General features: G+C 60.5%; 13 protein-coding genes. 8 read left to right on the top strand and 5 right to left on the bottom strand.

Annotation, left to right across the window (positions count from 1 at the left end):
• Positions 1-9: 9 nt before the first annotated feature.
• The gene (gene tssI / locus FJ443_RS20785) at positions 10-2,337 is read right to left on the bottom strand and encodes a type VI secretion system tip protein TssI/VgrG (RefSeq protein WP_140665649.1); all 2,328 of its coding nucleotides are present in this window, start codon (positions 2,335-2,337) and stop codon (positions 10-12) included.
• Between the two features lie 275 nt (positions 2,338-2,612).
• Here tssI and tagH point away from each other — a divergent pair, with 275 nt between their 5' ends.
• The 7 genes from tagH to FJ443_RS20750 all read left to right on the top strand — a co-directional run bounded on the left by tagH (position 2,613) and on the right by FJ443_RS20750 (position 15,265).
• Positions 2,613-3,662 (top strand): type VI secretion system-associated FHA domain protein TagH, encoded by a 1,050-nt coding sequence (gene tagH / locus FJ443_RS20780; RefSeq protein WP_140498302.1) that lies wholly within the window; start codon positions 2,613-2,615, stop codon positions 3,660-3,662.
• Positions 3,663-3,979: 317 nt separating this feature from the next.
• Positions 3,980-5,485, top strand: a complete 1,506-nt coding sequence (tssL, locus tag FJ443_RS20775; protein WP_140665646.1) for a type VI secretion system protein TssL, long form — start codon at positions 3,980-3,982, stop codon at positions 5,483-5,485.
• Positions 5,486-5,507: 22 nt separating this feature from the next.
• A complete protein-coding gene (tssM, locus tag FJ443_RS20770) occupies positions 5,508-9,062 on the top strand; it encodes a type VI secretion system membrane subunit TssM (RefSeq protein ID WP_140665643.1) in 3,555 nt (1,184 codons plus the stop codon).
• 158 nt (positions 9,063-9,220) lie between these two features.
• Positions 9,221-10,000, top strand: coding sequence for a protein phosphatase 2C domain-containing protein (locus FJ443_RS20765; RefSeq protein WP_140498305.1), 780 nt, complete (start codon positions 9,221-9,223; stop codon positions 9,998-10,000).
• Complete coding sequence (locus FJ443_RS20760) at positions 10,000-12,426, top strand: serine/threonine-protein kinase (protein ID WP_140665640.1); 2,427 nt, start codon at positions 10,000-10,002, stop codon at positions 12,424-12,426. Before FJ443_RS20765 ends, FJ443_RS20760 begins: the two co-directional genes overlap by 1 nt.
• A 104-nt stretch (positions 12,427-12,530) precedes the next feature.
• Complete coding sequence (locus FJ443_RS20755) at positions 12,531-12,938, top strand: DUF1036 domain-containing protein (protein ID WP_181165311.1); 408 nt, start codon at positions 12,531-12,533, stop codon at positions 12,936-12,938.
• Complete coding sequence (locus tag FJ443_RS20750; protein ID WP_140557343.1) at positions 12,935-15,265, top strand: M23 family metallopeptidase; 2,331 nt, start codon at positions 12,935-12,937, stop codon at positions 15,263-15,265. Before FJ443_RS20755 ends, FJ443_RS20750 begins: the two co-directional genes overlap by 4 nt.
• Positions 15,266-15,333: 68 nt before the next feature.
• Here FJ443_RS20750 and FJ443_RS20745 read toward each other — a convergent pair whose 3' ends face one another.
• On the bottom strand, positions 15,334-15,867 hold the full coding sequence (locus tag FJ443_RS20745) for an OmpA family protein (protein WP_140498307.1): 534 nt from the start codon (positions 15,865-15,867) through the stop codon (positions 15,334-15,336).
• 259 nt (positions 15,868-16,126) lie between these two features.
• Here FJ443_RS20745 and FJ443_RS20740 point away from each other — a divergent pair, with 259 nt between their 5' ends.
• Positions 16,127-16,636 carry a hypothetical protein gene (locus FJ443_RS20740; protein ID WP_224519101.1) on the top strand — a complete coding sequence of 170 codons (510 nt, stop codon included), beginning with the start codon at positions 16,127-16,129 and terminating at the stop codon, positions 16,634-16,636.
• Between the two features lie 56 nt (positions 16,637-16,692).
• On the opposite strand, the gene FJ443_RS20735 is transcribed toward FJ443_RS20740, so the two are convergent.
• The 3 genes from FJ443_RS20735 to FJ443_RS20725 all read right to left on the bottom strand — a co-directional run bounded on the left by FJ443_RS20735 (position 16,693) and on the right by FJ443_RS20725 (position 21,985).
• Positions 16,693-17,937, bottom strand: coding sequence for a caspase domain-containing protein (locus FJ443_RS20735; RefSeq protein ID WP_140515089.1), 1,245 nt, complete (start codon positions 17,935-17,937; stop codon positions 16,693-16,695).
• A 19-nt stretch (positions 17,938-17,956) separates the two neighbouring features.
• Positions 17,957-19,063 (bottom strand): OmpA family protein, encoded by a 1,107-nt coding sequence (locus tag FJ443_RS20730; RefSeq protein WP_140665637.1) that lies wholly within the window; start codon positions 19,061-19,063, stop codon positions 17,957-17,959.
• A gap of 246 nt (positions 19,064-19,309) precedes the next feature.
• A complete protein-coding gene (locus FJ443_RS20725; protein ID WP_140524761.1) occupies positions 19,310-21,985 on the bottom strand; it encodes an autotransporter in 2,676 nt (891 codons plus the stop codon).
• Positions 21,986-22,026 lie beyond the last annotated feature (41 nt).

Genomic DNA, 22,026 nt, shown 5'->3' with positions numbered 1-22,026 from the left:
GCTGCACCCTCAATTCTCGCTGATCTTCGAGCCCTTCATGGTGATATCGCTCGATGCTTTGATGCTGATCTTGCCCGACGCCTTGACCGAAATGTCCTTGCCCTCAATGCCGATCGTGCCGTCTTTCTTCATCATGATCTTTGCCGATCCAGTCTGGATCAGGATCTCGTCGCCTGCGTCTATCACCAGCTTCTTGCCGATTTTGATCGTGCCATTGCCGGTGACCGAAATGGCACTGTCTTTGCCGACGGAAAGCGAATGCGCGCCGGCCACGGATGTGGAATCGTCCTTGCCCACCGAAGCGGTGCGTCCGCCGCCGACCGTCGAGCCTTGATCCTTCGCGATACTCTCGGTATGGCCGCCGCCTATGGACACGCTCTGGTCGGAGGCGATCTGCCAGCTGTCGCTCGCTCCTATGCTGTGGTCCTGCGCTGCCCCAACTGTCACAGACCGTGTCGCGCCAATCGTGTTTGTCTGCGGGCCGCCGACGCTTCGCGTCTCGGATGCTCCGACCGAATCGACACGCGCCGCGCCAACGCTCACCGTCTGTACAATCCCCACTGTCTGAGAATGATTGGCGTCGATGTTTTCCGTCGAGTTCGACACGACATGAATGGTCTCGTTGGCCATGACTGTCAGCGAGCGGTTGGCGCCCACTGTCTCGGTGTCGTTCGAGCCGATGTTGGTGGTCTGGTCGACGCCGATCTTGACCGTCTTGTTGTTGCCGACGTCCTCGTCGAGGTTGTGGCCGACGGAGTGTTTGGCGTCGTGGTCAATGCGGTCGGACTGATCGTGCTGGACCAGCTTTGTGCGGTCATGCTTGATCAGAAGGTTGTGATCCTTCTGCGCCTGGAAATTGACCAGTTCGGAGCCGGCCTTATCCTCGAACATCAGTTCGTTGTAGCCGCCACCGCCTTTGGAAGAATCCGACTTCCAGCCCGATTGTGTGGCGTTGCCAGGCAGGCCGTAGGGCGGCATCTGCGAGGCATTGTAGACCCGGCCGGTGATGATCGGCAGGTCCGGGTCGCCTTCGATGAAGTCGACGATGACCTCCTGGCCGATGCGCGGTATCTGGATGAACCCCCAGCCACTGCCGGCCCAGCTCTGCGACACCCGTACGAAACAGGAACTGTTCTGGTCCTTCTTGCCGACGCGGTCCCAATGAAACTGGACCTTCACCCGCGCATATTTGTCGGTGAATATCTCCTCGCCGAATGGACCGACCACCGTCGCCGTCTGCGGGCCGCGCATGATCGGTCGTGGCGTGGTCCGCGGCGGGCGATAGGGCAAGGCTGTCGGCGCCACACCGAGGACCACTTTGAAACTCTCGCTTTCGACGTCGGCCTGGGCTCTATAGCCGGGGTCAAACAGCCTGTATTCGGCGCTGACCACCAGATATTCCTGGTTCTGGTCTTCGCGCGGAAAACCGTCCAGCTTGAACGTGCAGCCGGAATACAAGCCGCGCACGGTGCCGGCCGCGGCGATGCGCTGGTGCAAGGCCTGGATCTCCTCGCGCCGGATCGAAGCCAGGCTGTCGCCCCGGCTTACTTCGAGATGCGCGCCCGGCTGGCGGTAGTTCTCACCCGCGGACAGTTTGTGACTGAACGGCTGGGCCGACTTGGCCATGAGGTCGGCGCCCGGCTTCTTGAAATCATAATCGGTGTGGGCATAGGCGCCTGGGCGCACCGAGCTGCCCGCTATCCATTCGGTGATGTATTCGACGTCGCGCCGGGAGCCCTGACCTTCAAAGTTATAGAGCACTTTCTCGTAGCCCGGCGCAGGCTTCAGCTTGCTCATCGCGTCAGCCAGGACAAGCGTATGCTTGCCGTCATCGTGCTCGAAGAAATAGAAGATGCCTTCGTGCTCCAGCAGCCGCTGCACAAAGTCCAGATCGGTCTCGTCGTATTGCACGCAATATTCACGCGCCGGATAGGACCCTTGCAGGCGTAGATCGAATTCTGAGATACCGTATTTCTTGAAGACATCCTTGACGATGTCAACGACGCTCTTGTTCTGGAAAATATAGCAATCTGTGGTGTTGCCGAGAAACCAGAGCCACGGCCTGATGACGGCCTCGTAGTAGGCCAGCCGGTCCTCCATGCGGGTGAGCCGAAACTCCGATACGATTCCACTGAGCCAGCGCTTTGGATCGGATTCACCTTCGATCGAGACAGGCCCGCCCAGCATCTTCAACGGGTCGATATCGGAGTCTGTGCTCACGAACCCGACCGTGTAGGCAAAGCAACGGCTGATCTCATCGCGTCCGACAAGATGCGTGAAGGTCAGCAAATCGGAGCCAACCGGTGTGCGGACAACGGTGGCACGTTCATTCGGCATGGGTCGAGCCCCCTCCTGGACGCGGCCGCCAATGTGATGGATTTGAAGTTCCCGCTATATCAACGGTGTCATTAGCGGTGTTACGTTCAGGAACTTTCCAAATCCGCCACGCCAGGCCATGTTTAGCCTACCACATGTTTTCCCGCTGACCAAAGAGGACAGGCGGGCGACAGAATCTTATCCGTCGACTCGTCGGCTTGAAACGCCGCTGTCCTGTTTTGCCTGCAAGCTGCTAGAATGTTGGAGTATCGATCAACGATCGACGGCGATCTTGGATGTACATCAGTCTGCGGATCAACAATGTCGACGCCCTGCTCGCTGGCACCTCGACCAGCTACGTGGCGCGTGATAGCGGCTTCGAAATCGGGCGCGATGCTTGTGACTGGACCTTGCCCGACCCCGACAAGTTCATCTCGGGTCGGCACTGCGAGGTTCGATACGAGGCGGGCGCGTTCTGGCTGTACGACATCTCGCGCAACGGGACCTTCATCAATGGATCGAGCCAGCGCATGAGCGGCCCGCATCGGCTGGTCGATGGCGACCGGATGCTGATCGGCCGCTATGTCGTCTTAGTATCGGTCGAAGAAGAGCGCGCCACGGCAGACCACCCCAGCCGCGATTCGACACAGCGGGAAACGCCGGTCGCGACAGGCCGGCCGCTGGAATTCGGAGATGGGCCTTTCTTCGAGCCCGCGCAGCAACGGTCCGCACAGCGCAGTTCCGCGCCGACATTCTCGTCGCCTGCCCTGCCCTCAACCAGGGACGAGGTGCTGCGGGAGATCGCGATCGCAGCCGGCATTTCGCCGGAATTGCTTCAATCGCGCGACCCCCATGAAGTTGCCGCCGAAATCGGCGCGGTCTTGCGGGACGTGGTCGAGGAGCTGACCCTGCTGCTGAAAGCACGCGCGGCCGCGAAAATGTTGGCCAAAAGCACACAGCGAACGATGATCAGCGCCGCCGACAACAATCCGATGAAGTTCGTTCCAGGAACCGACGACATCCTGGAAATCATGTTCGCCCGGCGCAGGACCGGCTATCTTGATGCCAGGCGCAGCATCGAAGATGCATTCCGCGATCTCAAGACTCACGAGTTTGCCACTTATACCGCGATGCAAACCGCGCTCTCCCGGCTGCTTGACGACCTGTCGCCCGAGGCGATCGGCAGGAAACTCCCGCCTACCTCGTTTACGAAGAAGAAGAGCCAAGCCTGGGACGTCTATGTCGCGACATGGCGGACCATGGAGGAGGCACATGAAAACGGCATGCTTGATATATTCCTGGCCTATTTCAGCGAGGCCTACGCCAAGGCCGGCAAGCAGAAATAGGAGGTCCCAGGAAGGCACGGCCCCGGGAAACGTATGGCCAAAAATGCATGGCACGGCAGTCGGCGAAGAAAAGTCTCGCTGACGCCGGCGGCCGGTTCCAATCGACGATTTCTGAGATTACGATCGCATAAGACAGTTCGCCAAGCGGGTAAGACTCATTAAGCTGGGGGTCTGCGGCAAATGTCATGCCACGGCGGGATAGCATCTTCTAGCCACTGCCACGGCCGGCAGCGGCTGTTTTTCCTTTACCCGACTGGAAACCGTTCTGCGCCCATCTCACCCCATCGCCGGCGCCCCGCCTGCACGGACGATCTGCGATGAGTTCGAAGGACGACCCCTTCGGCCCGGCGGGCAAGACGGTCATTCGCGCAAATCCGCGGAGCAAGCAAAAATCGACGCTAATTCCCGAGCTGCCCTTCGCGGACAGAGGCCAGTCCTCTCCAGTCAAGGATTCGACGGTGTTCGATCCAGGCGGCGGGTGGTCGCCAGGCTGGGCATCCGGAACCGTGATTTATCAAGGTGGCCCCGGCGATGTTGGTGCGCCGACAGGCTCTGCTGGGACTGCGCCGAGGACAGGCATCGAGCAGGAAAGCCTATTCAACGCCGGGAGCGGCATCAAATACGCCGCGGCAAACCCCATTCTCGCCGCGGCGGCACCTTTGCTGATGCTGCTCGGACAGCTCAGGCTCTTGCCCGTTGAAAGACAGGCGGCGCCATTGGCGCGACATGTCATGGAGGCGATTGAGAAATTCGACCGGATAGTTGAGAAGTCAGGCGTTGCCGAAGAGGATGCCCGGATTGCGAAATTCGCCCTCTGCGAAACCGCCGACGATCTCATCGGTAACCTGCCGTGGCCCAGGACTGACGCCTGGGCGCCACACGGGATGCTGCGGCAATTCTTTCACCTCGAGCCCACCGGCACCGGCTTCTACGAAGCGCTGAACAAGATCCTGGCCAGTCCCGAAAAACACTACGATCTGCTCGAACTGATGCATGCCTGCCTGTCGCTGGGTTTCGAAGGCCAGTATCGAGGCGTGACGCGACAAGACAACAATCTCGAACGCGTTCGTCGCGACGTCTACGAGACGCTTCGCTATTTCAGGCCGCGTTCCGGTGGAGACATCTCGCCGCATTGGCAGGGCCTAGCGGCGACGATGGCGCAGTCCTCCGCCCGCCTGCCGCTTTGGGTCGTCGCGGCAGCGGCGACCGCGTTGCTGACAGCGGCGTTCTTCGCATTGCGGGTCTTCATCACCAATGAAGGTGAGGCGGTCGCGGGTGAATTGCTGGCGCTCGACCCATTAACACCAGTCGTCATAGAACGCGCCGGCGTGGCGCCGTTGGCTGAGCCGGCGAAAGTCACCCCACCAGCGGCCACCGCGCAGATTGATCGTATTCGTGCGGCATTGGCCAAGGATCTCGAAGGCGGCGGGCTGACCATCGGCACCAAGGGCGACTTCATCGTCGTGGAGATCAACAATCTCCTGCTGTTCCAGTCCGGCAGGGCCGAGGCGAGGCCGGAATTCCAGCCCATTGCCACCGACATCGCCGCGGCTCTGGAACACGAGCCTGGACCAATCCGGATCGTCGGCCACACGGACAATGTGAAACCACGAAAGTCGAGCGCGTTCAAATCCAACTTCGACCTTTCCGTCGCCCGGGCGAAGGCAGTCGAAGTGTTGATGGCAGTGAAATTCAGCGATCCCTCGCGACTGACGGTCGAGGGCAAGGGCGAGGACGAGCCAATCGCCGACAATGCGACACCGGATGGCCGCGCCAAGAACCGCCGTGTCGATGTGATGATCCCCAGGGAGGAAACACTGTGAGCACGGCCCGCTGGAACCACCCATGACGCGTTGGCTGTTGCGGATATTCAGCGTGATCGCGCTGGCCGGCTTCGCCGCGGCAGTGTGGTTTGGCGGGCCATTGATCCGCTTCGCCGACATCCGGCCGCTCGGACCTGGGTGGCTGCGCGCGACGATCATTGGTGTGATCCTCGCGCTGCTGGCGCTTTTTTACGCGCTGCGTTTCTGGAAAGCGAGGAAGGCGCAAAAAGCGCTCGAAGCCGTCGTTGCTCACAATGACGACTGCGATGACGATTCTCGGGTGCTCGAAGCGCGGATGAATGAGGCCGTGGCGGCGCTCAAACGGTCGAGCGGCAAGCGCAACTTTCTCTATGAGATCCCCTGGTACGTTGTCATCGGCCCGCCGGGTGCCGGCAAGACAACGGCTCTGGTCAATTCAGGCCTGAATTTTCCGCTTGCCGGTTCGGGGGACGCCCAACCGGTGGCCGGTGTTGGCGGAACACGTGCCTGCGACTGGTGGTTTACCGATCAGGCCGTGCTGATCGACACCGCAGGTCGTTATACGACGCAGGACTCCAATCCCGAGATTGACAAGAAGAGCTGGCTCGCATTCCTGTCACTGCTCAAGAGGTACCGCACCAGACAACCGATAAACGGCGTCATCCTGGCCATCAGCCTTGCCGATGTGATGAGCTTCGATGATCAGCAGCTTGATGCCCACATCGTCGAGATACGCAGCCGCCTGAGAGAAATTCACGAGACGCTGAAGATCCAGTTTCCCGTCTATCTGCTTTTCACCAAGGCCGATCTGGTTTCAGGGTTCACGGATTATTTCGGCGGTTTCGACGAGGCGCGCAGACGCAAGGTATGGGGCACGACATTCCAGACGGCGGAGCGCGATAGGAACATGGCCGCCGCGGCTCCTGCCGAACTCGATGGGCTGGCGGAACGACTCGCGGACGAGATGGCCGACCGCCTCCAGGAAGAGGCTGATCCGGTCACGCGCATCTCCATCTTCGGCTTTCCGGCTCAGTTCGGCGCGCTGAGGGGGCGCATAACCAGTTTTGTCGCCGGTCTATTCGACCCGTCCCGCAGCCAGGTGAACGCCAGCCTGCGTGGACTCTATTTTTCGTCAGGCACGCAAGAGGGAACGCCCATCGATCAGGTGCTGGGCGCAATCGGCCGCAATTTCGGGGGCAATTCCCGCCCGCATCTTTCCGGAACCGGCAAAAGCTTCTTTTTGCATGATCTGCTGACGGACGTCATTTTTGCCGAATCGGGATGGGTTTCGTATGACAAATCAGCTGCGAGGCGGGCGGCGGTGGCCAGATTTGGCGGCCTCGGTACGATAGCGCTGATCGCTGCTGCCGCACTCGGTACGCTCGCTCTGAGCTTCGCGGCCAACCGCTCGCTGATCGCGTCCGCAACGGTTGCCATGGGCCAGTATCGCGCGACGGCGGAAACGCTGCTCAAGGCGGCCACGGTTACCGATGTGGACCTTGAAAACGTCATCGGCCCGCTCGACCAGTTGCGCGACCTGCCGGCCGGGTTCGAAGCCGCTGAGCTAGCGACACCGATCGGGGAGACGTTCGGCCTCAGTCAGCGGGAAAGGCTTCTTTCCGCGTCCCGGACCGCTTATCGGAAAGGCCTGGAACGCATGTTGCGCTCGCGCCTGCTGATCCAGGCCGAGCGAACGATCCAAGCCAAGATGGGCGATCCCGCCGCACTCTACGAGCCGTTGAAAATCTACCTCATGCTTGGTGGCAAGGCGCCGAAGGTCGATGACGCGCTGATCGTTTCCTGGATGAAGCAGGATTGGGAACAGAACCGATACCCGGGCGAAAACAACCGCGAGGGACGAGCGCACCTCGAAAAGCACCTGCGCGCCATGCTCGCCTTGGACGACGCCTATGACCCCGTTTTCGAACTGAACCAGCCACTTGTTGAAGCCGCACAACGCTCTCTCGAACGCATGAGCCTTGCCGATCGAGCGACCGCTTTGATCAAGTCGGCGATCTACGCGGCGGCGCTGGAGGACTTTTCCATTTCCCAGCAAGGTGGTCCCGAAGCGCAACTGCTGTTCGAACGTATCGATGGCAGCGATCTGGCGGACCTTCGTGTTCCCGGTCTCTACACTAATGCCGGCTTCAACAGGTTCTACCTTGCCCAACTCTCGCGCATTGCGCAGATGCTCGTCGACGAGCAGTGGGTTCTCGGTGGTGGCGGAGAGCAAGGCGACATCGATCAGCAATTGCTCAGGCTCGGCCCCGAACTTCTCGATCGCTACGGCAAGGCGTTCGCCGCGGCGTGGAACAGCGTTCTCGACCAGTTGAAATTCAAGGCGATGCTGACAGACAAGCCGCACTATACCGCGCTTTCAGCCGCTGCCTCCCCCAGTTCGCCGATAAAGCGGCTGTTTTCGGCGATCGCCAACGAGACGGCGCTGACACGGGACCTAGGTGACGGTCCTGGCGCCGAGACAGAATCCGCGGCTCAAAACCAGCAACGCAGCGCCGCAGAATTAGCCAAGGGCTTAGCCCGTATCGGCATACACATAGCCAACGGCAAATCGCAAATCCGCGCCGGCGCACAGCCCGCTGACGTACAGAACTTGAATCCGGGCGCGAACATTGAAGCGCGATTCAAATCATTCCAGGTCCTGGTGAACGGGCCCGCCGGACATCGCCCGATCGACGCACTAACCCAGAACTTCAGCGACATCTATCAAAGCCTGCGACTGGCCACCGAAGTTCCTTCGCAGGTGGAGCGGCTCAACGGTAATCTGCAGCTACAGATTGCCACCCTTCGCGCCAATGTCTCGCGTCTGCCCAAGCAACTCGGCCGGATGGTCAACACGACGGCAGATGAGTTCGAAGGTAACGTCGCCGAAACCTCGGTGACAAACTTGAACCAGATACTCGACCAGACGGTCACAGCCCCCTGCGAGGCAGCGATCAACGGCCGTTACCCCTTCGACGGGAGCAGCACCGAGGACGTCGCCATGGCCGATTTCGCGAAGCTGTTCGCCCCAGGCGGACTGATGGACCGGTTCTTTGCACAAAATCTGGCCTCGCTGACCGACATGACCGGCCAGGACTGGCGTTGGAAACAGGATACGCGCTTTGGACGCAACTTGTCGAAATCGACCTTGAAGGACTTCCAGTTGGCTGCGGAAATCCGCATTGCCTTTTTTCCATCGGGCGCTTCAGTACCCTCCGTCAGCGTCACCTTCACACCCTTCTCGCTGCATGGCGATGCCGACATGGCCGTACTTGATGTCGATGGCCAGACCGTTCAGAGCAACCAGACCGGAAATGGGCCGAGCACGGTGACTTGGCCGACCGGTACGGCTACCCCATCCGCGAGCCTCAGCCTGACACCAGAAATGCCAGGGCGCCAGTCCGCCATCACGTTCGAAGGGCCGTGGGCCTTGACGCGGCTTCTGAACAAGGCGGCTATCACGGGCAACGAGGGCAGCATGCAGGCCCACTTCGTGATCGGCGGGCGCGACGTCACCTACACGATCCAGACAGGGTCCGGCACCAACCCCTTCCTGCTCCCTGCCCTTTCCGAGTTCACCTGTCCCAAGGCGTTCTGAGATTGAGATGATCCTGGGCAGTAAGCCGCAGAAGCGCAAAACCAGGCACACACATATTTTAGTTTTCGATACTTTAATGTTTGAGCCTGTGGCAAAGTGGCACGAACGCGCCCGAAGGCGCGTCGCGGAGGACGCTGGGTGAAGCGTTTGGTGGCAAATTGAACAATGTCGCCCTTCCCATTGAAAGCTTCGGCGTGAGCCACAGAGGCTGTGTGCGGGAGCTCAATGAAGACAACTACCTGGTCGAGCCCCAGGCTGGCCTGTGGTTGGTCGCCGACGGGATGGGTGGTCACGACGCCGGAGAAGTCGCTTCAGCCAGTATCGTCAATCATCTGGCAACGATCGGGATTGCCAGCTCCGCACCGGATCTTCGGGCGCGCTTCGAAGACAGGCTGAGCAGGGCTAATGCCGAGATCCGCCGCATATCCCAGTCTCGCGGGATAACAATCGGCTCAACTTTTGCCGCCCTGCTTGCCATAGACGGGCGGTTCGCCTGCCTCTGGGCTGGTGACAGCCGCGTGTATCTGATCCGCGAGGCCTCGATCTCGCAAATATCGAAGGACCATACTGAGGTTCAGGAACTCATCGATAAAGGCATGCTCACCGAAGCCGAAGCGCTCACCTGGCCGCGCCGCAATGTCATTACGCAGGCAGTCGGCGTCAGCGACGAGATTGTCATCGATTTCCAGCAAGGTGAAATCCTGCCGGGGGACATCTTTGTGCTGAGCACCGATGGCCTGACGGCGCATGTCACTGATGCTGAGATCAAGGCTGCGACAGTGTCCGCGACACCTCAGTCGGCGTGTGAAAACCTGCTGGAAACGGTTCTGGCGCGTGGCGGAACAGACAATGTGACCATCGTGCTTGTCAGGGTCGCGGGCGGATACGATAGCCAGTCGCCCCGTCCAGCTGCGTACAAAGCGCGGGGGCGGGGCTGATGAGCGCCGACGACAAGACGCGGATATCGCCAGGCGCGGCCAACACTGCCGTGGGCACGCAACTGAGCGGTATCTACGAACTTGACGAGCGGATCGCATTCGGGGGCATGGGCGAAGTCTACCGGGGCCACAACATCCAGACCGGCGACCACGTTGCGATCAAGATCGTTTTGCCGGAATTCGCGCGCGACCAAACGATCTTGTCCCTGTTTCGCAAAGAGGCAACTATCCTGAACCACCTGTCGCATGACGCGGTGGTGCGTTATCACGTCTTCACGATCGATCCGGGGATCGGTCGTCCCTACCTCGCCATGGAATTCGTCGATGGAGCGTCGTTGTTCGACATCATGCGACGTGGGGCGATGCCGACGGGAGAGGTACGAAAGCTGTGCCATCGCCTCGCTTCCGGTCTAAGCGCCGTGCACCAGGCCGGAGCAATACACCGCGACCTCTCGCCGGATAACATTATTCTGCCGGGGGACCGGGTTGACCGTGCGAAGATCATCGATTTCGGCATCGCACGCTCGGCGACGGTGGGCGGAGAGACCCTGATAGGCGGAAGGTTCGCGGGAAAGTACAACTATGTTTCGCCCGAACAACTCGGGCTCTACAGCGGCGACGTCAGAGAGCAGTCCGACATCTACAGCCTTGGGCTGGTATTGGTTGCCGCCTTGCGCGGCAAGCCGGTCGATATGAGCGGCTCGCAGTTCGAAGTCATCGAAAAGCGCCGGACCGTGCCTAATCTCTCCGATATCGATGACGATTTTCGCGGCATTGTCGAAGCCATGCTTCAACCGGATCCGCGAGACCGGCCCGTCAGCATGGCCGAAATCGCCAGGATGACACGTGACGACAACGAGGAGACAATCCCGCCGACTTCCCTCACACCCCGCGTTAGGCCGGGTTTGCCGCCGATAGGGCAAGCCGCTGCTCCAGCCAGCAAGAATGAGGTCGAGCGGCACGACGACGCAGACGCGACGGGTTCAGGTAGGCCGCGCTTCGTCCAGCATGTGCGGCCCGCGCATTTGTCTGGACCGCCGCGCCCGCCCCCCCTCGGCGCTGCACGTACGGCCATGGCCGAGGTGCCTGGCAAATCCACAAGGACCCGAACGATCGCGCTCTGTGCCTTGGCGGCGCTAGCCGTGGCCTCTGGAGGCGGCCTTTATCTGGGCGGCGTCATGACGCCCGCGACGCCGACTGTCGGCAAGACGTCGCTTTCCGCGGCAGAGCCAGCAAAGCCCACGCCCCAAACGTCACAGCCCGCCGCTACGCAGGATGTAGCGAACGCGCCCGAGCCGCCAAAGGTTGTTCCGCCGGCGCAGCCGGAAACGCAGGCCGGCACACCGCCCGCCGAGGATAAGCCACATGCTGTGGCAGCTCAAAGACTGCCGTCGGCCAAGCCCGTCGACATACCTCTACGAACCGAGGCGCCGCCGAAGCCAATCGCGACGAACGCGCCGCCGCCCGAAAGGGCATCGCCGGCAATCCAGCCCGACACGACGGCCAGCGATAGGCAAAAGCCGACTTCGCCCGCTACGACCGCTCCAACCCCGCCAGAAGCCGAAACGGTCCAAACTCCGCCGCCGGCTGAGACGGAGGTTGTCGAGACCAAAAAGCCCGAACCACGGGCCAGCCCGCCGGCCGCCCCAATCCCGGAACTGAAATCGAATGCAGGTTCAGCGGTGGATGCCAACGGCAACAGCCAGATTTCTGCATTGCCGACAGGCAAGCAGCCGAACCAACGCGTTGTAGCGTTGAACGTGCCCAAACCAGCGATCCCCCCGGCGGTCGACGATATCGCTCAACGCGTCGCCTGGGTTCGCGCCTTCGGCGGCGGCGACTGTTTCTATGCCGCCGTCACATCTGCTACCGACAAGGCCGCCGCAATCGAAGGATTTGGCACGGCCGTCCAGCCATTCGAACGCATGCTCGGCGATTTCCAGGCAAAATTCCATGTCGAGCCAGACATCAGCGTCCGCCTCATTGAGCCAAGCCAATGCGAGGTAACCAATTTTCTGCGCTTTCTGGGACAGACCGCGGCCGACCAGCCGCAGCTTGTTCTCGACCGAACATCCGTGCCGAACGGTACGCCGATTAGCGGTACATTGGTAACGCGCAGAGGACTCATCTCCAGCGTTCTGCTGATCGACCACAAAGGAATGGTGTTCAATCTCGACGACCGCATCGTCACCGGGTCGGACAAGGCGACCTTCAGGATCCCGATTGGTCTCGGCGCGGCCGATAAGGCTGCTGGAAAGTCCGTGCCGCAGATAATACTGGTGATCACGGGCCCTCGCGACATTCAGTCGGCTGCCTTCTCCGATCCCACGCCGGCTTCGGCGCTGTTGCCCAAAATCATCGAGGAAGTCGAGACCGACGGATCTCGGTTCTCAGCCACTGCCAAGTATTTCCGGCTCGGCGGATAGCGTGGGCCTAGCATGGAACGCCGCCGCTGGTGTTTGACCGCTTGGTCTGCCCTGCCCGAAAAGCAGCAGGTCCGGTTCCAGCCCTATCTGCCCCGAGGGCGCGCATGAAACTCGCGATTATTTTGGGCGCTCCCCTCGCCCTGCTGTTGTCCAGCCAAGCGCGAGCCGAGTTCACGGTCTGCAATCAGACACTCGATGTCGTCAATCTCGCCGTCGGCCAGAAGGTCGACAATGCGGACCAGACCGATGGATGGTGGACCATCGGCGCAAACCAATGCGTGAACGTTATCCGGGAGGAACTGACCAACCGCTACGTCTACATCTATGCAACTGACGTGTTTGGTCATGCCATCCTCGCCGGATTGACCGAAATGTGCATCGAACGGCGACGTTTCTCGATCCGCGGCAGTGACGAATGCTGGCAGCGCGGCCACATCACCGCCCGGTTTCTGGAAGTCGACACCCTCGAACAGGTGCGGTGGACCTTCTTCCTGACCGCAAGCAATCCGTGACACACCATATCGACACGAGCTTCAGACAGAAGAAGCAGGCGCGCGCCGCCCTTCGCAGGCGCACGCTATGGCGTAGGTTGATGGTGGGTTTGACCTCGGCTGTGCTGCTTTGCGTGGCCGCCGGTTTTTACCTGACCGCGGACTATTGGTCATTCGGCGACGAAGACGAGGAGTTGCATGCGGTCGAGGGGGCGGACGATGTGCCGGCCGACGCATCCGTCTACGTGCCAGCGCTGATCGATCTGGCGGGGGACCCGATGTGGATCACCCTTGCGCCAGATGCCGGCGCCGCAACCAAAGGCCGAGTGGTCCCGCGTCCGGCAGAACTCGATCAGGCCGACGTTTCTCCCCAGCTCGAAGTCCTGTCAGACGTCATGCTGAGCGCCAGCGAAAAATTCATGACGACGATACCGTCGACGCAGGAGGATTTCGCATTCTTCCAAGCGCAACGAAAAACCGCTGCCGCGCCATCGGGTGATCTGGAGAACGATCTTCAACCCTCGCCTCCCGCCAGGGAACTTGAAGCGGCTTCCGGTCAGAAAGCCGACAGCGACGATCCCGAAGCCGGATGGGGTGAGACGATCGATGCAGGCGATGCAGCCCTGCCGGCATTCCAGAAGACCGAGATCGAGAACAACACGAGCGTCGTAGCCGTCACCAATGAGTACCAGCGATTCGCGGCGACCGAAGACACGTTCGTAAAGGTTCTCAATGATCGCAGTCTGGACAGCGTAGCGTTGGATGCGCACTTCTCCGCGCAGGATGCCAAGCTGGCAGGCGAGGCCCTGAGCGTGCTTTTCCACCGGGACGGCCTGGCAGCGGGTTACGTCGTTGCGATGCGAGGGTTCAGGCCGACGCGCGACACGAGCGCAATGTCCCTGATGCAGGTTTCGATCTACGCCAAGAACCTGTTCGTCGGCACGCTGACGCGCAACGGCGCGGGCGCCTTCGTGTCGGGTGTTGATCCCTGGGTTCGCGAAGATCTGTTCAACTATTCGGGCGCACAGGAAGAAGGTACGCATAAACGACAGTATCGTCTGCTCGACGCCATCTATTCGACGGCAGCCCGCAACAATGTTCCAACCGGCGTGATCGGCGAGGCGATCATGTATCTTTCGAGAGGACAGGATCTGGACGCCTTTGCAAGCGAGGACCAGCGTCTGGTGATGATCTATTCACAGACGCCCAGGGGCAAGGACGAGGGCGCGGGACGGGTTCTGTATGTGGGCGTGCAGGGGAGCGAGAAAAGCCTCGACTGTTTTGTCTTCCAGCAAAGCGACGGCCAGTTTGCGTGTGTTACAGGTGACGATCAGGTACGCTCGCTGACAGTCACCAACGGCATGGTCACGCCGGTGAATGGCGTCATGACCTCCACCTTCGGACCACGAAAGCACCCCATTCTGGGGACCGTGCGCATCCATAAGGGCGTCGATTGGGCGGCACCCGTCGGCACGCCGATCGCAGCCGCCTTCGATGGCGAGATCACCTTCCAGGGCGATGGGGGAAGCTACGGCAATCTGGTCAAGATCTTGCACAAAAACGGCCGCGAGACGCGTTATGCGCACATGCAGAAATTTGCAATCGAAGCCGGCGTCGGCACCAAGGTCAAGGCAGGCGACGTCATCGGCTATATCGGCACCACCGGATTATCGACCGGCCCTCACCTGCATTTCGAGCTTTACCAAAACGGCGAGGCGATCGACCCCTTGGGCACGGTTACCGCGGTCGCATCGAACGATTCCGCGGTCGAAACGCTCACCGAGCGCATCGTTCACGTCGAAAGTGGCGGTAGTGCTCGCGCCAAGAATCCTAATTCTTCCGCGACGGGCGCCGGCCAGTTCATAACCAAGACCTGGATCAGGATGATGAATACCTACCGCCCGGAGCTTGCACGCACGCTGTCGACCGACGACCTACTCGCCCTGCGCTACGACGCCACGATCTCGCGAGAGATGGTGCGCAACCTGGCGCGCGAAGGCGAGGCCTACCTGCGCCAGCGCGGCCACCAAATCACGGCCGGCCGGCTCTATCTCTGTCATTTCCTTGGAATGGAAGGCGCGCATCAGGTTCTGTCGGCATCAGGTTCGGCGCAGCTGAGCGCTGTCCTGGGGTCGGCCGTCATCCAGGCCAACCCGTTCCTCACCGGCAAGACAGCCAGCTACGTGGTGGACTGGGCCGAAAGAAAAATGGGCCAGAAGCTGACTCATCTGGCAACCGACGCCGGGTCACAGACAACGACCACCGAAATCCGTCAGACGTCGCCGGAGTTCGAAAAATACAAACAGGCCATCACTGCTCTCATGGGCTCGATCCCAAATACGCTCTGAGCGTCAGGTCTGGCATGAGTTTCTTGCGCAGAAGGGTTCCCCCTCGGTTTGCCGCGCAGTTTCGACGGTTATTGCGTTTTTATCCGCATTTCCACGCGGCGGTTGGCAGGATCGTACGGGTTGGCGTTGCGAGGGTTCTTCTCGCCCATGCCGACGGCGTTGATGCGCGCGGCCTCGACACCGCTGGCCGTCAGGAAAGCTGCCACCGATTTCGCTCTTCGTTGTGACAGACCTTCGTTGTAGCGCAGCGTGCCCGTCGCATCGGTGTAGCCTTCGACGACGAAGTTGAACGTGCTCAGCCGGTTGTCTTTCAAAGCCTTGGCGAACTCTTCGAGCTCAGCGCGCGCGGTTGCGTCGAGTTGGGCCGAATCCAGCCCGAAATTGATCAGCATGTCGAGGTTGGATCTGCCTTCCTGCTGCCCATTGGTGTTGCTCTTGTTGCACTCCTCTTCGGAACCGACACAAATTCCTCGAGATTTGCCAAGATCGGCTGCGCCGGCAAAAAACTTCACGATGTCTTCTGATTTCCGAGCCGGATCGGCGGAAGCATGGTTCGAGAAAAACACGACCGCCAACACAAAGGCTGAACGACTCCACTGCATAGCGCTCCTCCTGTTTGAGTATCCGATTTTGATCGACCGCGAACATATCAAATTCCAGCGCAATTGTCTGTGGCCAAACGTTGGAGGTGCGATCATCGCGACTGTTTTGGCCGTGGCACGGCTTGAGACTTGACCCGCGCCGTGCCTGAGGCTTGAGTGGCCAAAGTTCCTCGATGAAAGCGCGGCGTTCATGGCCCATGGGCTCCGATTCAAAACGGCACGGGATCTTTTCGCAGCTTGTCCCGCTATCACCAGGGACATGCGCACTCCTCCGACCGAACAGCACTCGATCGCGTTTTGCCGCGACCTCCTCGCCGGGCGCATTCCTGAGGAAGCGATTACATTTTGCGCCTACCTGCTTCCCGAGCGGGCCGCAGTCTGGTGGGCCCACGAATGCCTAAGCCATCTGAGCGACCTCTTCGATGAGACCGATCACCGGTTGCTCGGTCTTGTCCGCGACTGGGTGAGCGAACCCGACAGCCCCCGCCATCGAACAGACGTCAGAGCCGCCGCGGCAAAATCGCCAACGACCCCGGTCGGCTGGATTATCCTAGCTGCGGGATCGCGTGAAGATCGGTCAGCTGTGGCCGCGATGCCGGCACTGGATTTGCAGCATTCTCCTGCTGCCTATGCAATCAATGCCGGAATTCTGGCCGGTCTGGCACGCGTGGCGCTCGTGGACCGTTTCTCGGTGCTGTCGGCGTTCGTCGAAATCGGTATCCAGATGGCCGAGATCGAGGCCCTCCACCAGTCAACGGATGCATCTTAGGGGCACTCGCCCACACGACCGGCACCCACAGAACTGGAGGACGCCCTCCGTCCCGCCTACTTGCAACCCCCTTGAGCCCATTTGGCGAGCGCCACCTTGAAGCGTGTCCCAAGCGGATGCTGCAAGCGCAGAACGGAGACATCGTTGGCGGCGAAATTCTTCGCCTGATCACACAGTCGGGTCTCGTTCCACTCATGGCAGCCGTCGCAGTGCTTGCCCTGCCATACCGAATTGTCGAGGCCCTCCACCGGACTGAAGCGTGGCTCGCCTTTTATGAGCTCCGCAATACTCTTCCCATCGATTTCGGGGTCGCCGAAATCGATCGGAACGTCGAAAAAGATCGGGTCGTCAGAGGCGAGTTTTGGGATTTTCTGACGGAGCACATTGAGTGCGAGTTGGGCGTCATTGGCGGAGCTCGACGGATTAGCAGTGGCATTGCGCGTATCCGAGTCGCCTTGCGGTCCGGGAACGCCCGCCTCACCGACGATCAGCGGTGCGTTGAGATCAACCTTGTGCAGGACGACCTCGGTGGTCAGCGAGACGTTGCTCCAGGGGCGCTGCTTGCTAGCGGTTGCCTTGAACACATCGGCGGTAACACGGTTCATCGCCTCAGTGATGGACACATTTGTCTCGCCAATGTGCGCAAGCAACGCCGAGGTGAACGGCGAATGTTTGCCGGATCCGTCGTAGGCGACCTGATTTGGACTGGTGGCGAACGCGACAAGCGTACCGGCACCGCCATTCTCGATCGAGATTTCCGCAAGGCCGCTTTTTGCTCCCCTGACGCCGGCGGTCTTTGCCAGCACCTCGGCTAGAGGATTGTCGCGACAGGCGTCGAGGAAAATAAGCCTTATGCTGGTCTCGCGAGACATCTGTCGCAGAACGAAATCGACAGGCACCGCCTCGAAGTCGAGCGAAGTCTCGTCCTCCAGGGCGGCATCGATCGGAAGAAGATAGTTGCTGCCTGAAACCTGCAAGCCATGGCCCGCATAGAAGAAAAGCGCGATGTCCGCCCCGCGCACCTGCTTTGCGAACTGCGCTATTGTCGTCTGGGTCTGCAACTTGGTCAGATCGAAGCCGGAAACGACTTCAAAACCAAGATCTTTCAGGCTTTCGGCGATGGCTTTGGCGTCGCGCACCGGATTGGCGAGTGCCGGGGCGTGCAGATATTGGGAGTTGCCAAGTACCAGCGCTGTACGGCGCTCGGCATCGGCTGCCGTCAAAGTGAAAAGCAGCGCAACTGCCGCGAGCCCGATTGCGCGCAGAAGGCTACTGCGACGGGCGATCAGATCGAAACCCACCGGGACAACAGATCCTTCCTCAGTTGACGAGCTTGGTGGCGGAAAACTCGATCCGCCGATTGAGCGCCTTGTTCTTCGGCGTGTCGTTGCCGGCGACTGGGCGTTCCTCGCCGTAGCCGGTCGCCGTAATCTGCGTGCGCGGAATGCCCGCTCCAACAATGGCGTCGGCCACTGCCTGGGCCCTGCGCTCCGATAAGCGCTTGTTCTCTGCAACCGGTCCATCGGCATCGGTGTGTCCGGAAACTTCGACCTTTAGGCCTGGGCATTTGCTGACGACACCGACGACCTCAGCGAGGAGCGGGCGGCTTTGGGCATCGAGCCGCGCGCTCGCGGGGCGAAAATAGATCGCCCCGGTACGGGACAGCACCGCAAACCTGTTGAGGCATTCCTCATCGTTGAAGTTGGTCTTCGTCGCATCGGTGGCGACGGGCCCGACCTCGGTGCTTGCCGCAACGGTCTGGGCGGGGGGCGGCTTGCTTCCGTCGGCCGTGAACACGAAATCGAACGACACCGATGCGGTAGGAACAATGTTGGTCACACTGGCCGCCTGTTGGAGTTTGTCGACATTGGGCAATAGACCGAAGTCTTCCACATGCACCGCGACAGGGGCCTCCGAGGCGACCGACACCATGGTGTCGCTGACCATGGTCACCACGACATTGGCCTCAAGATCCTTGTCGACCCCATGCAGGTTGAGACGGAATGGAAGAACCGCCTTCATACGTCGCTTGGTGGCGAGGTCGGCAAATGCCGCCGGATCCACTTTCGCTGTCAGTTCGGCGGTTGGAAACTTGTAGGTCTCAAAGAAGAGGAACCGCATCCGGACATTGCGCAGGTCGACCCCGGTATCGACTGAGTTGAGGTCAAAGGAGACCTTGGCGTCGCCGGTCGAAGTGAGGCTGCCGGAAATATTCCTGATCTTGTTGGTTTCGACGATCGTGTTCTTCTTGACCGACTGATAGGTGAGGACCGAAGCGGTCGGATCGAGCGTCCAGTTTGTCTGCGCGTTCGCCGTTCCCAGTCCGGGCAAAAACAACACGAACACCGAAACGATCAAGCCAAGCGTCTTCGCGGCGACTCTGCTTCTTGACCGTGCTTTGCGCCAGACTCCGAGAACTTCGAACATGGCTCCCCCTGCCTACGACAACAGAACCCCGTATCGACATCACGACCATGCGGTGTCTCCAGAGAGCATAGAGCACTTGCTGCCAATTGGCGAGCATCCCGGTTGGTGTGTTTGGCCAGCCCGCGATCCCGGCATCACGATACCGCACCTTGCCTGAGTGCGGGGGATTCGAAGGTCCTGCTATTCCCATCCCAAAGACGTCAGGAACTCAGCGCGGGCGCGGATGATCCGCGGATCGAGGAACCGCTAGAAAGCTATCTTAAGTCCGAGCTTGGCGCCAATAGTGGAGCTATCCGAGGAGGCCTTACCACGGACTTCGCCGTTGACGGTCGTCAACTCCGAAACTTTCAGGTTGAACCCCGTCGATAGCGCCACGGAAAAATCCGCATCGTCGAAGGCGATCGTCCTGGTACCGATCTCGGTCGTGTTCTTGTAACCGAAACGCTGCTGCAATTCGCCACGCGCATAGGGGCTGAACACCATACCGTTGCTCAGCGTGTAATCGCCATAAATGCCAGGCTCGAACTTGATGGCGCCAAATGAAAGCCGGCTCTTGCCGAACTGATTGCCACCGCTGTCAGTGTAGGGATCGCCGCGGAATGAAACACCAAGCAGGCCGCCACGCAGATCGAAACGGGTGCGTTCGCCCAGCGCGAAGATGTGGCCGACAGATCCCGTGACCGCGTAGCCCTCGGTGTCATAGCTGCCGGTGGTGTCAAGCACCCCGTTCATCACGTCGCTTCGGCCGAAGAAACCGGAGGCCGAGACCAGCGCGTAATTGTAGTCCTTGCGCAACAGCGCGTAGCCGCCGAACAGTCCGGCCTTGTTGTTACCTTCCCCTATGGCATCAAATCCCTGGAAGGCTCCGAGATTGACGTCAGTCGAGGCGTAGCCGGCGAATACACCGATGTTCAGGCCATACTCATTGTCGAACTGGAAATGCTTGGCGGCATTGAAGTCCAGGCTGATGGCGGCCGAAAAATCATTGGCATCGAAGCTCGGGCCCGGGCCATTCAGGCCGCCGCCACTGATGTTATAGCCGTCATGCTCGGTATGAGCGAACTGGCCGGAAGCAAAGACCCCGAAGCTCGAAGAAACCGGTACCATTCCAGATCCGGATGCAGGCGAAAGGTGGAGGTCAGCATCGATCGCGTCGCGGTTTATGCCGTAGAGAGCGTCGAGTGCCACCTCGACCGCGCCCGCGTTGGTCGCGCTGGTCGGCGCCGCCGCAATGCCGAAACTGGCCGGCGTGGCACGCAGGAACAAGCCGCCATTCGGGCCGTTCACGATCTCATAGCTGAAAAGCGAACCCGGCGTGCCGGAAATACTTCCGAGACGGAAGGTGCCGGCAACCGGTCCGCTGGCCGAGACGATGATCGGGATATTGGTCACTTGGGCGAATTGGGGGGTGCCCAGCAGATTGACAATAATGGTGCTGGTGCCGGCAGCCGAAAACGCATTGGCAACGAGTTGATCCGACCGTAGCGTCTGTTGGTTGATGTCGAGGCTGATGGTGGCGCTGTTGAGGGCGAGGCCGCCGAGCATCAACACGTCGTCGGCGACACCGTCCATCATGTTGATCAGGGAATTTGTCGCGATGATCGAACCCGGCATAGTGACGTTGCCGTTGATGAACAGCGTTGAACCGTTACCGAGGTTGAGTTGGTTTATGCCCTGCGTGCCACCGCTGAAGCGAAGGGTCGAATGGTCGGCCGAAAAATTGTCGAAGCCGGCAAAGTTCTGGCTCTTGCCGCCGGCGGCAAGGTCGGTGTCGACGACTGTGCCGTTGGCGCCTGTACCGCTGAATAGCACCCCGTCGCTAAGGATGAGCGGCTCGACGGCGCCGATATGATCGATGGTTAGCGTGTTGGGTCCAAGGCCGGTAATGTCACCCTCGATCGTGCCACCCGACAAATGGACATGTTCGGCGTCGATGCCGCCCTTTATGTCGCCGCCGACGACCGAGACGCTGTCGAAGCCTAGGCCGCCGGTGATGTTGCCACCTGTCGTGGCGCCTATGGTTCCGCCGTTTATGTTGACGGTGTCGTCGCCGTCATTGCCGAATATGCTGCCGCCAATGGTGGCGTTGCCAGCGACCATTATCGTGTCGTTTCCGGCCGCTCCGTCGAGGTCGAGGTCGACCGCGGCACTGCCGCTGACGCTGACCCGGTCATTGCCAGCCCCGGCATCCAGGGCATCAACTGTGCCCCCCGCAATGATGATGGTGTCATTGCCATCGCCCCCGGAGAGAACGCCGACGGTCGGCGCGCTGAAAAAAATTCCCTCCTCGGTAGTGAGGATGCCGATCGATAACAGGTCGTCACCTCTGCCGCCGGTCACATTGCCAACCTGTGTACCGTCGCCGAATATCACGGCGCTGTCGGCACCATCTCCAAGGTCAATGTCCTGAATACTGCCGGCCTGAATGACGACCAGGTCATCCCCGGCCCCGGTATTGAGATTGGCCGCGACGGTTGGGGCGTACGGAACCCCCAAGAAATCCCCATAGAACATCTCAAACCGGTCGTTGCCGCCGAGGAGTTCGATTGTACCGTCCGCCGGCTGTAAGGAGGTCGACCCTCCCGCAGGCAGGCCGCCTACACCGGGTGTTGTCGCCGCTTTATCGGTCAGGAGGCCGCCAAAAATTCTCACGACGTCGTCGCCATTGCCGTCGTAGTCGTTGACGATGACTTCCGACGAGTTCTCGAACCCGCTAAATCGGGTGGTGAATACGCCATCGACGTCCTGAAAATCCCCGGTCGTCGTGCAGTTCACGGTAACCGATGTCGCCTGGAAGGGAGTGCCGCCGCCGTTTGCAGTAGCGGAGCAGGCCGCCGCGCCAGAGACTTGGAACGTGGACGCCGCCGCTAAGGCGAGCAACGAGACTCCCGTCAATTGATAGGCCTCGCGCGACACTCTCATTCGACCCCACCTTACGAGAAATCGATACCGTCACAAATCAA

It is taken from the genome of Mesorhizobium sp. B2-6-1 (assembly GCF_006440475.1).
In the GTDB taxonomy this organism is placed as follows: Bacteria; Pseudomonadota; Alphaproteobacteria; order Rhizobiales; family Rhizobiaceae; genus Mesorhizobium.
Note: the sequence above shows the minus strand (reverse complement) of the source record. Positions and strands in the feature narration are given on the sequence as shown.

Coding starts and splice junctions, on each gene's coding strand:
- tssI (WP_140665649.1), bottom strand. CDS start 2,337: ATGCCGAATGAACGTGCCACCGTTGTCCGCACACCGGTTGGCTCCGAT.
- tagH (WP_140498302.1), top strand. CDS start 2,613: ATGTACATCAGTCTGCGGATCAACAATGTCGACGCCCTGCTCGCTGGC.
- tssL (WP_140665646.1), top strand. CDS start 3,980: ATGAGTTCGAAGGACGACCCCTTCGGCCCGGCGGGCAAGACGGTCATT.
- tssM (WP_140665643.1), top strand. CDS start 5,508: ATGACGCGTTGGCTGTTGCGGATATTCAGCGTGATCGCGCTGGCCGGC.
- FJ443_RS20760 (WP_140665640.1), top strand. CDS start 10,000: ATGAGCGCCGACGACAAGACGCGGATATCGCCAGGCGCGGCCAACACT.
- FJ443_RS20755 (WP_181165311.1), top strand. CDS start 12,531: ATGAAACTCGCGATTATTTTGGGCGCTCCCCTCGCCCTGCTGTTGTCC.
- FJ443_RS20745 (WP_140498307.1), bottom strand. CDS start 15,867: ATGCAGTGGAGTCGTTCAGCCTTTGTGTTGGCGGTCGTGTTTTTCTCG.
- FJ443_RS20740 (WP_224519101.1), top strand. CDS start 16,127: ATGCGCACTCCTCCGACCGAACAGCACTCGATCGCGTTTTGCCGCGAC.
- FJ443_RS20730 (WP_140665637.1), bottom strand. CDS start 19,063: ATGTTCGAAGTTCTCGGAGTCTGGCGCAAAGCACGGTCAAGAAGCAGA.
- FJ443_RS20725 (WP_140524761.1), bottom strand. CDS start 21,985: ATGAGAGTGTCGCGCGAGGCCTATCAATTGACGGGAGTCTCGTTGCTC.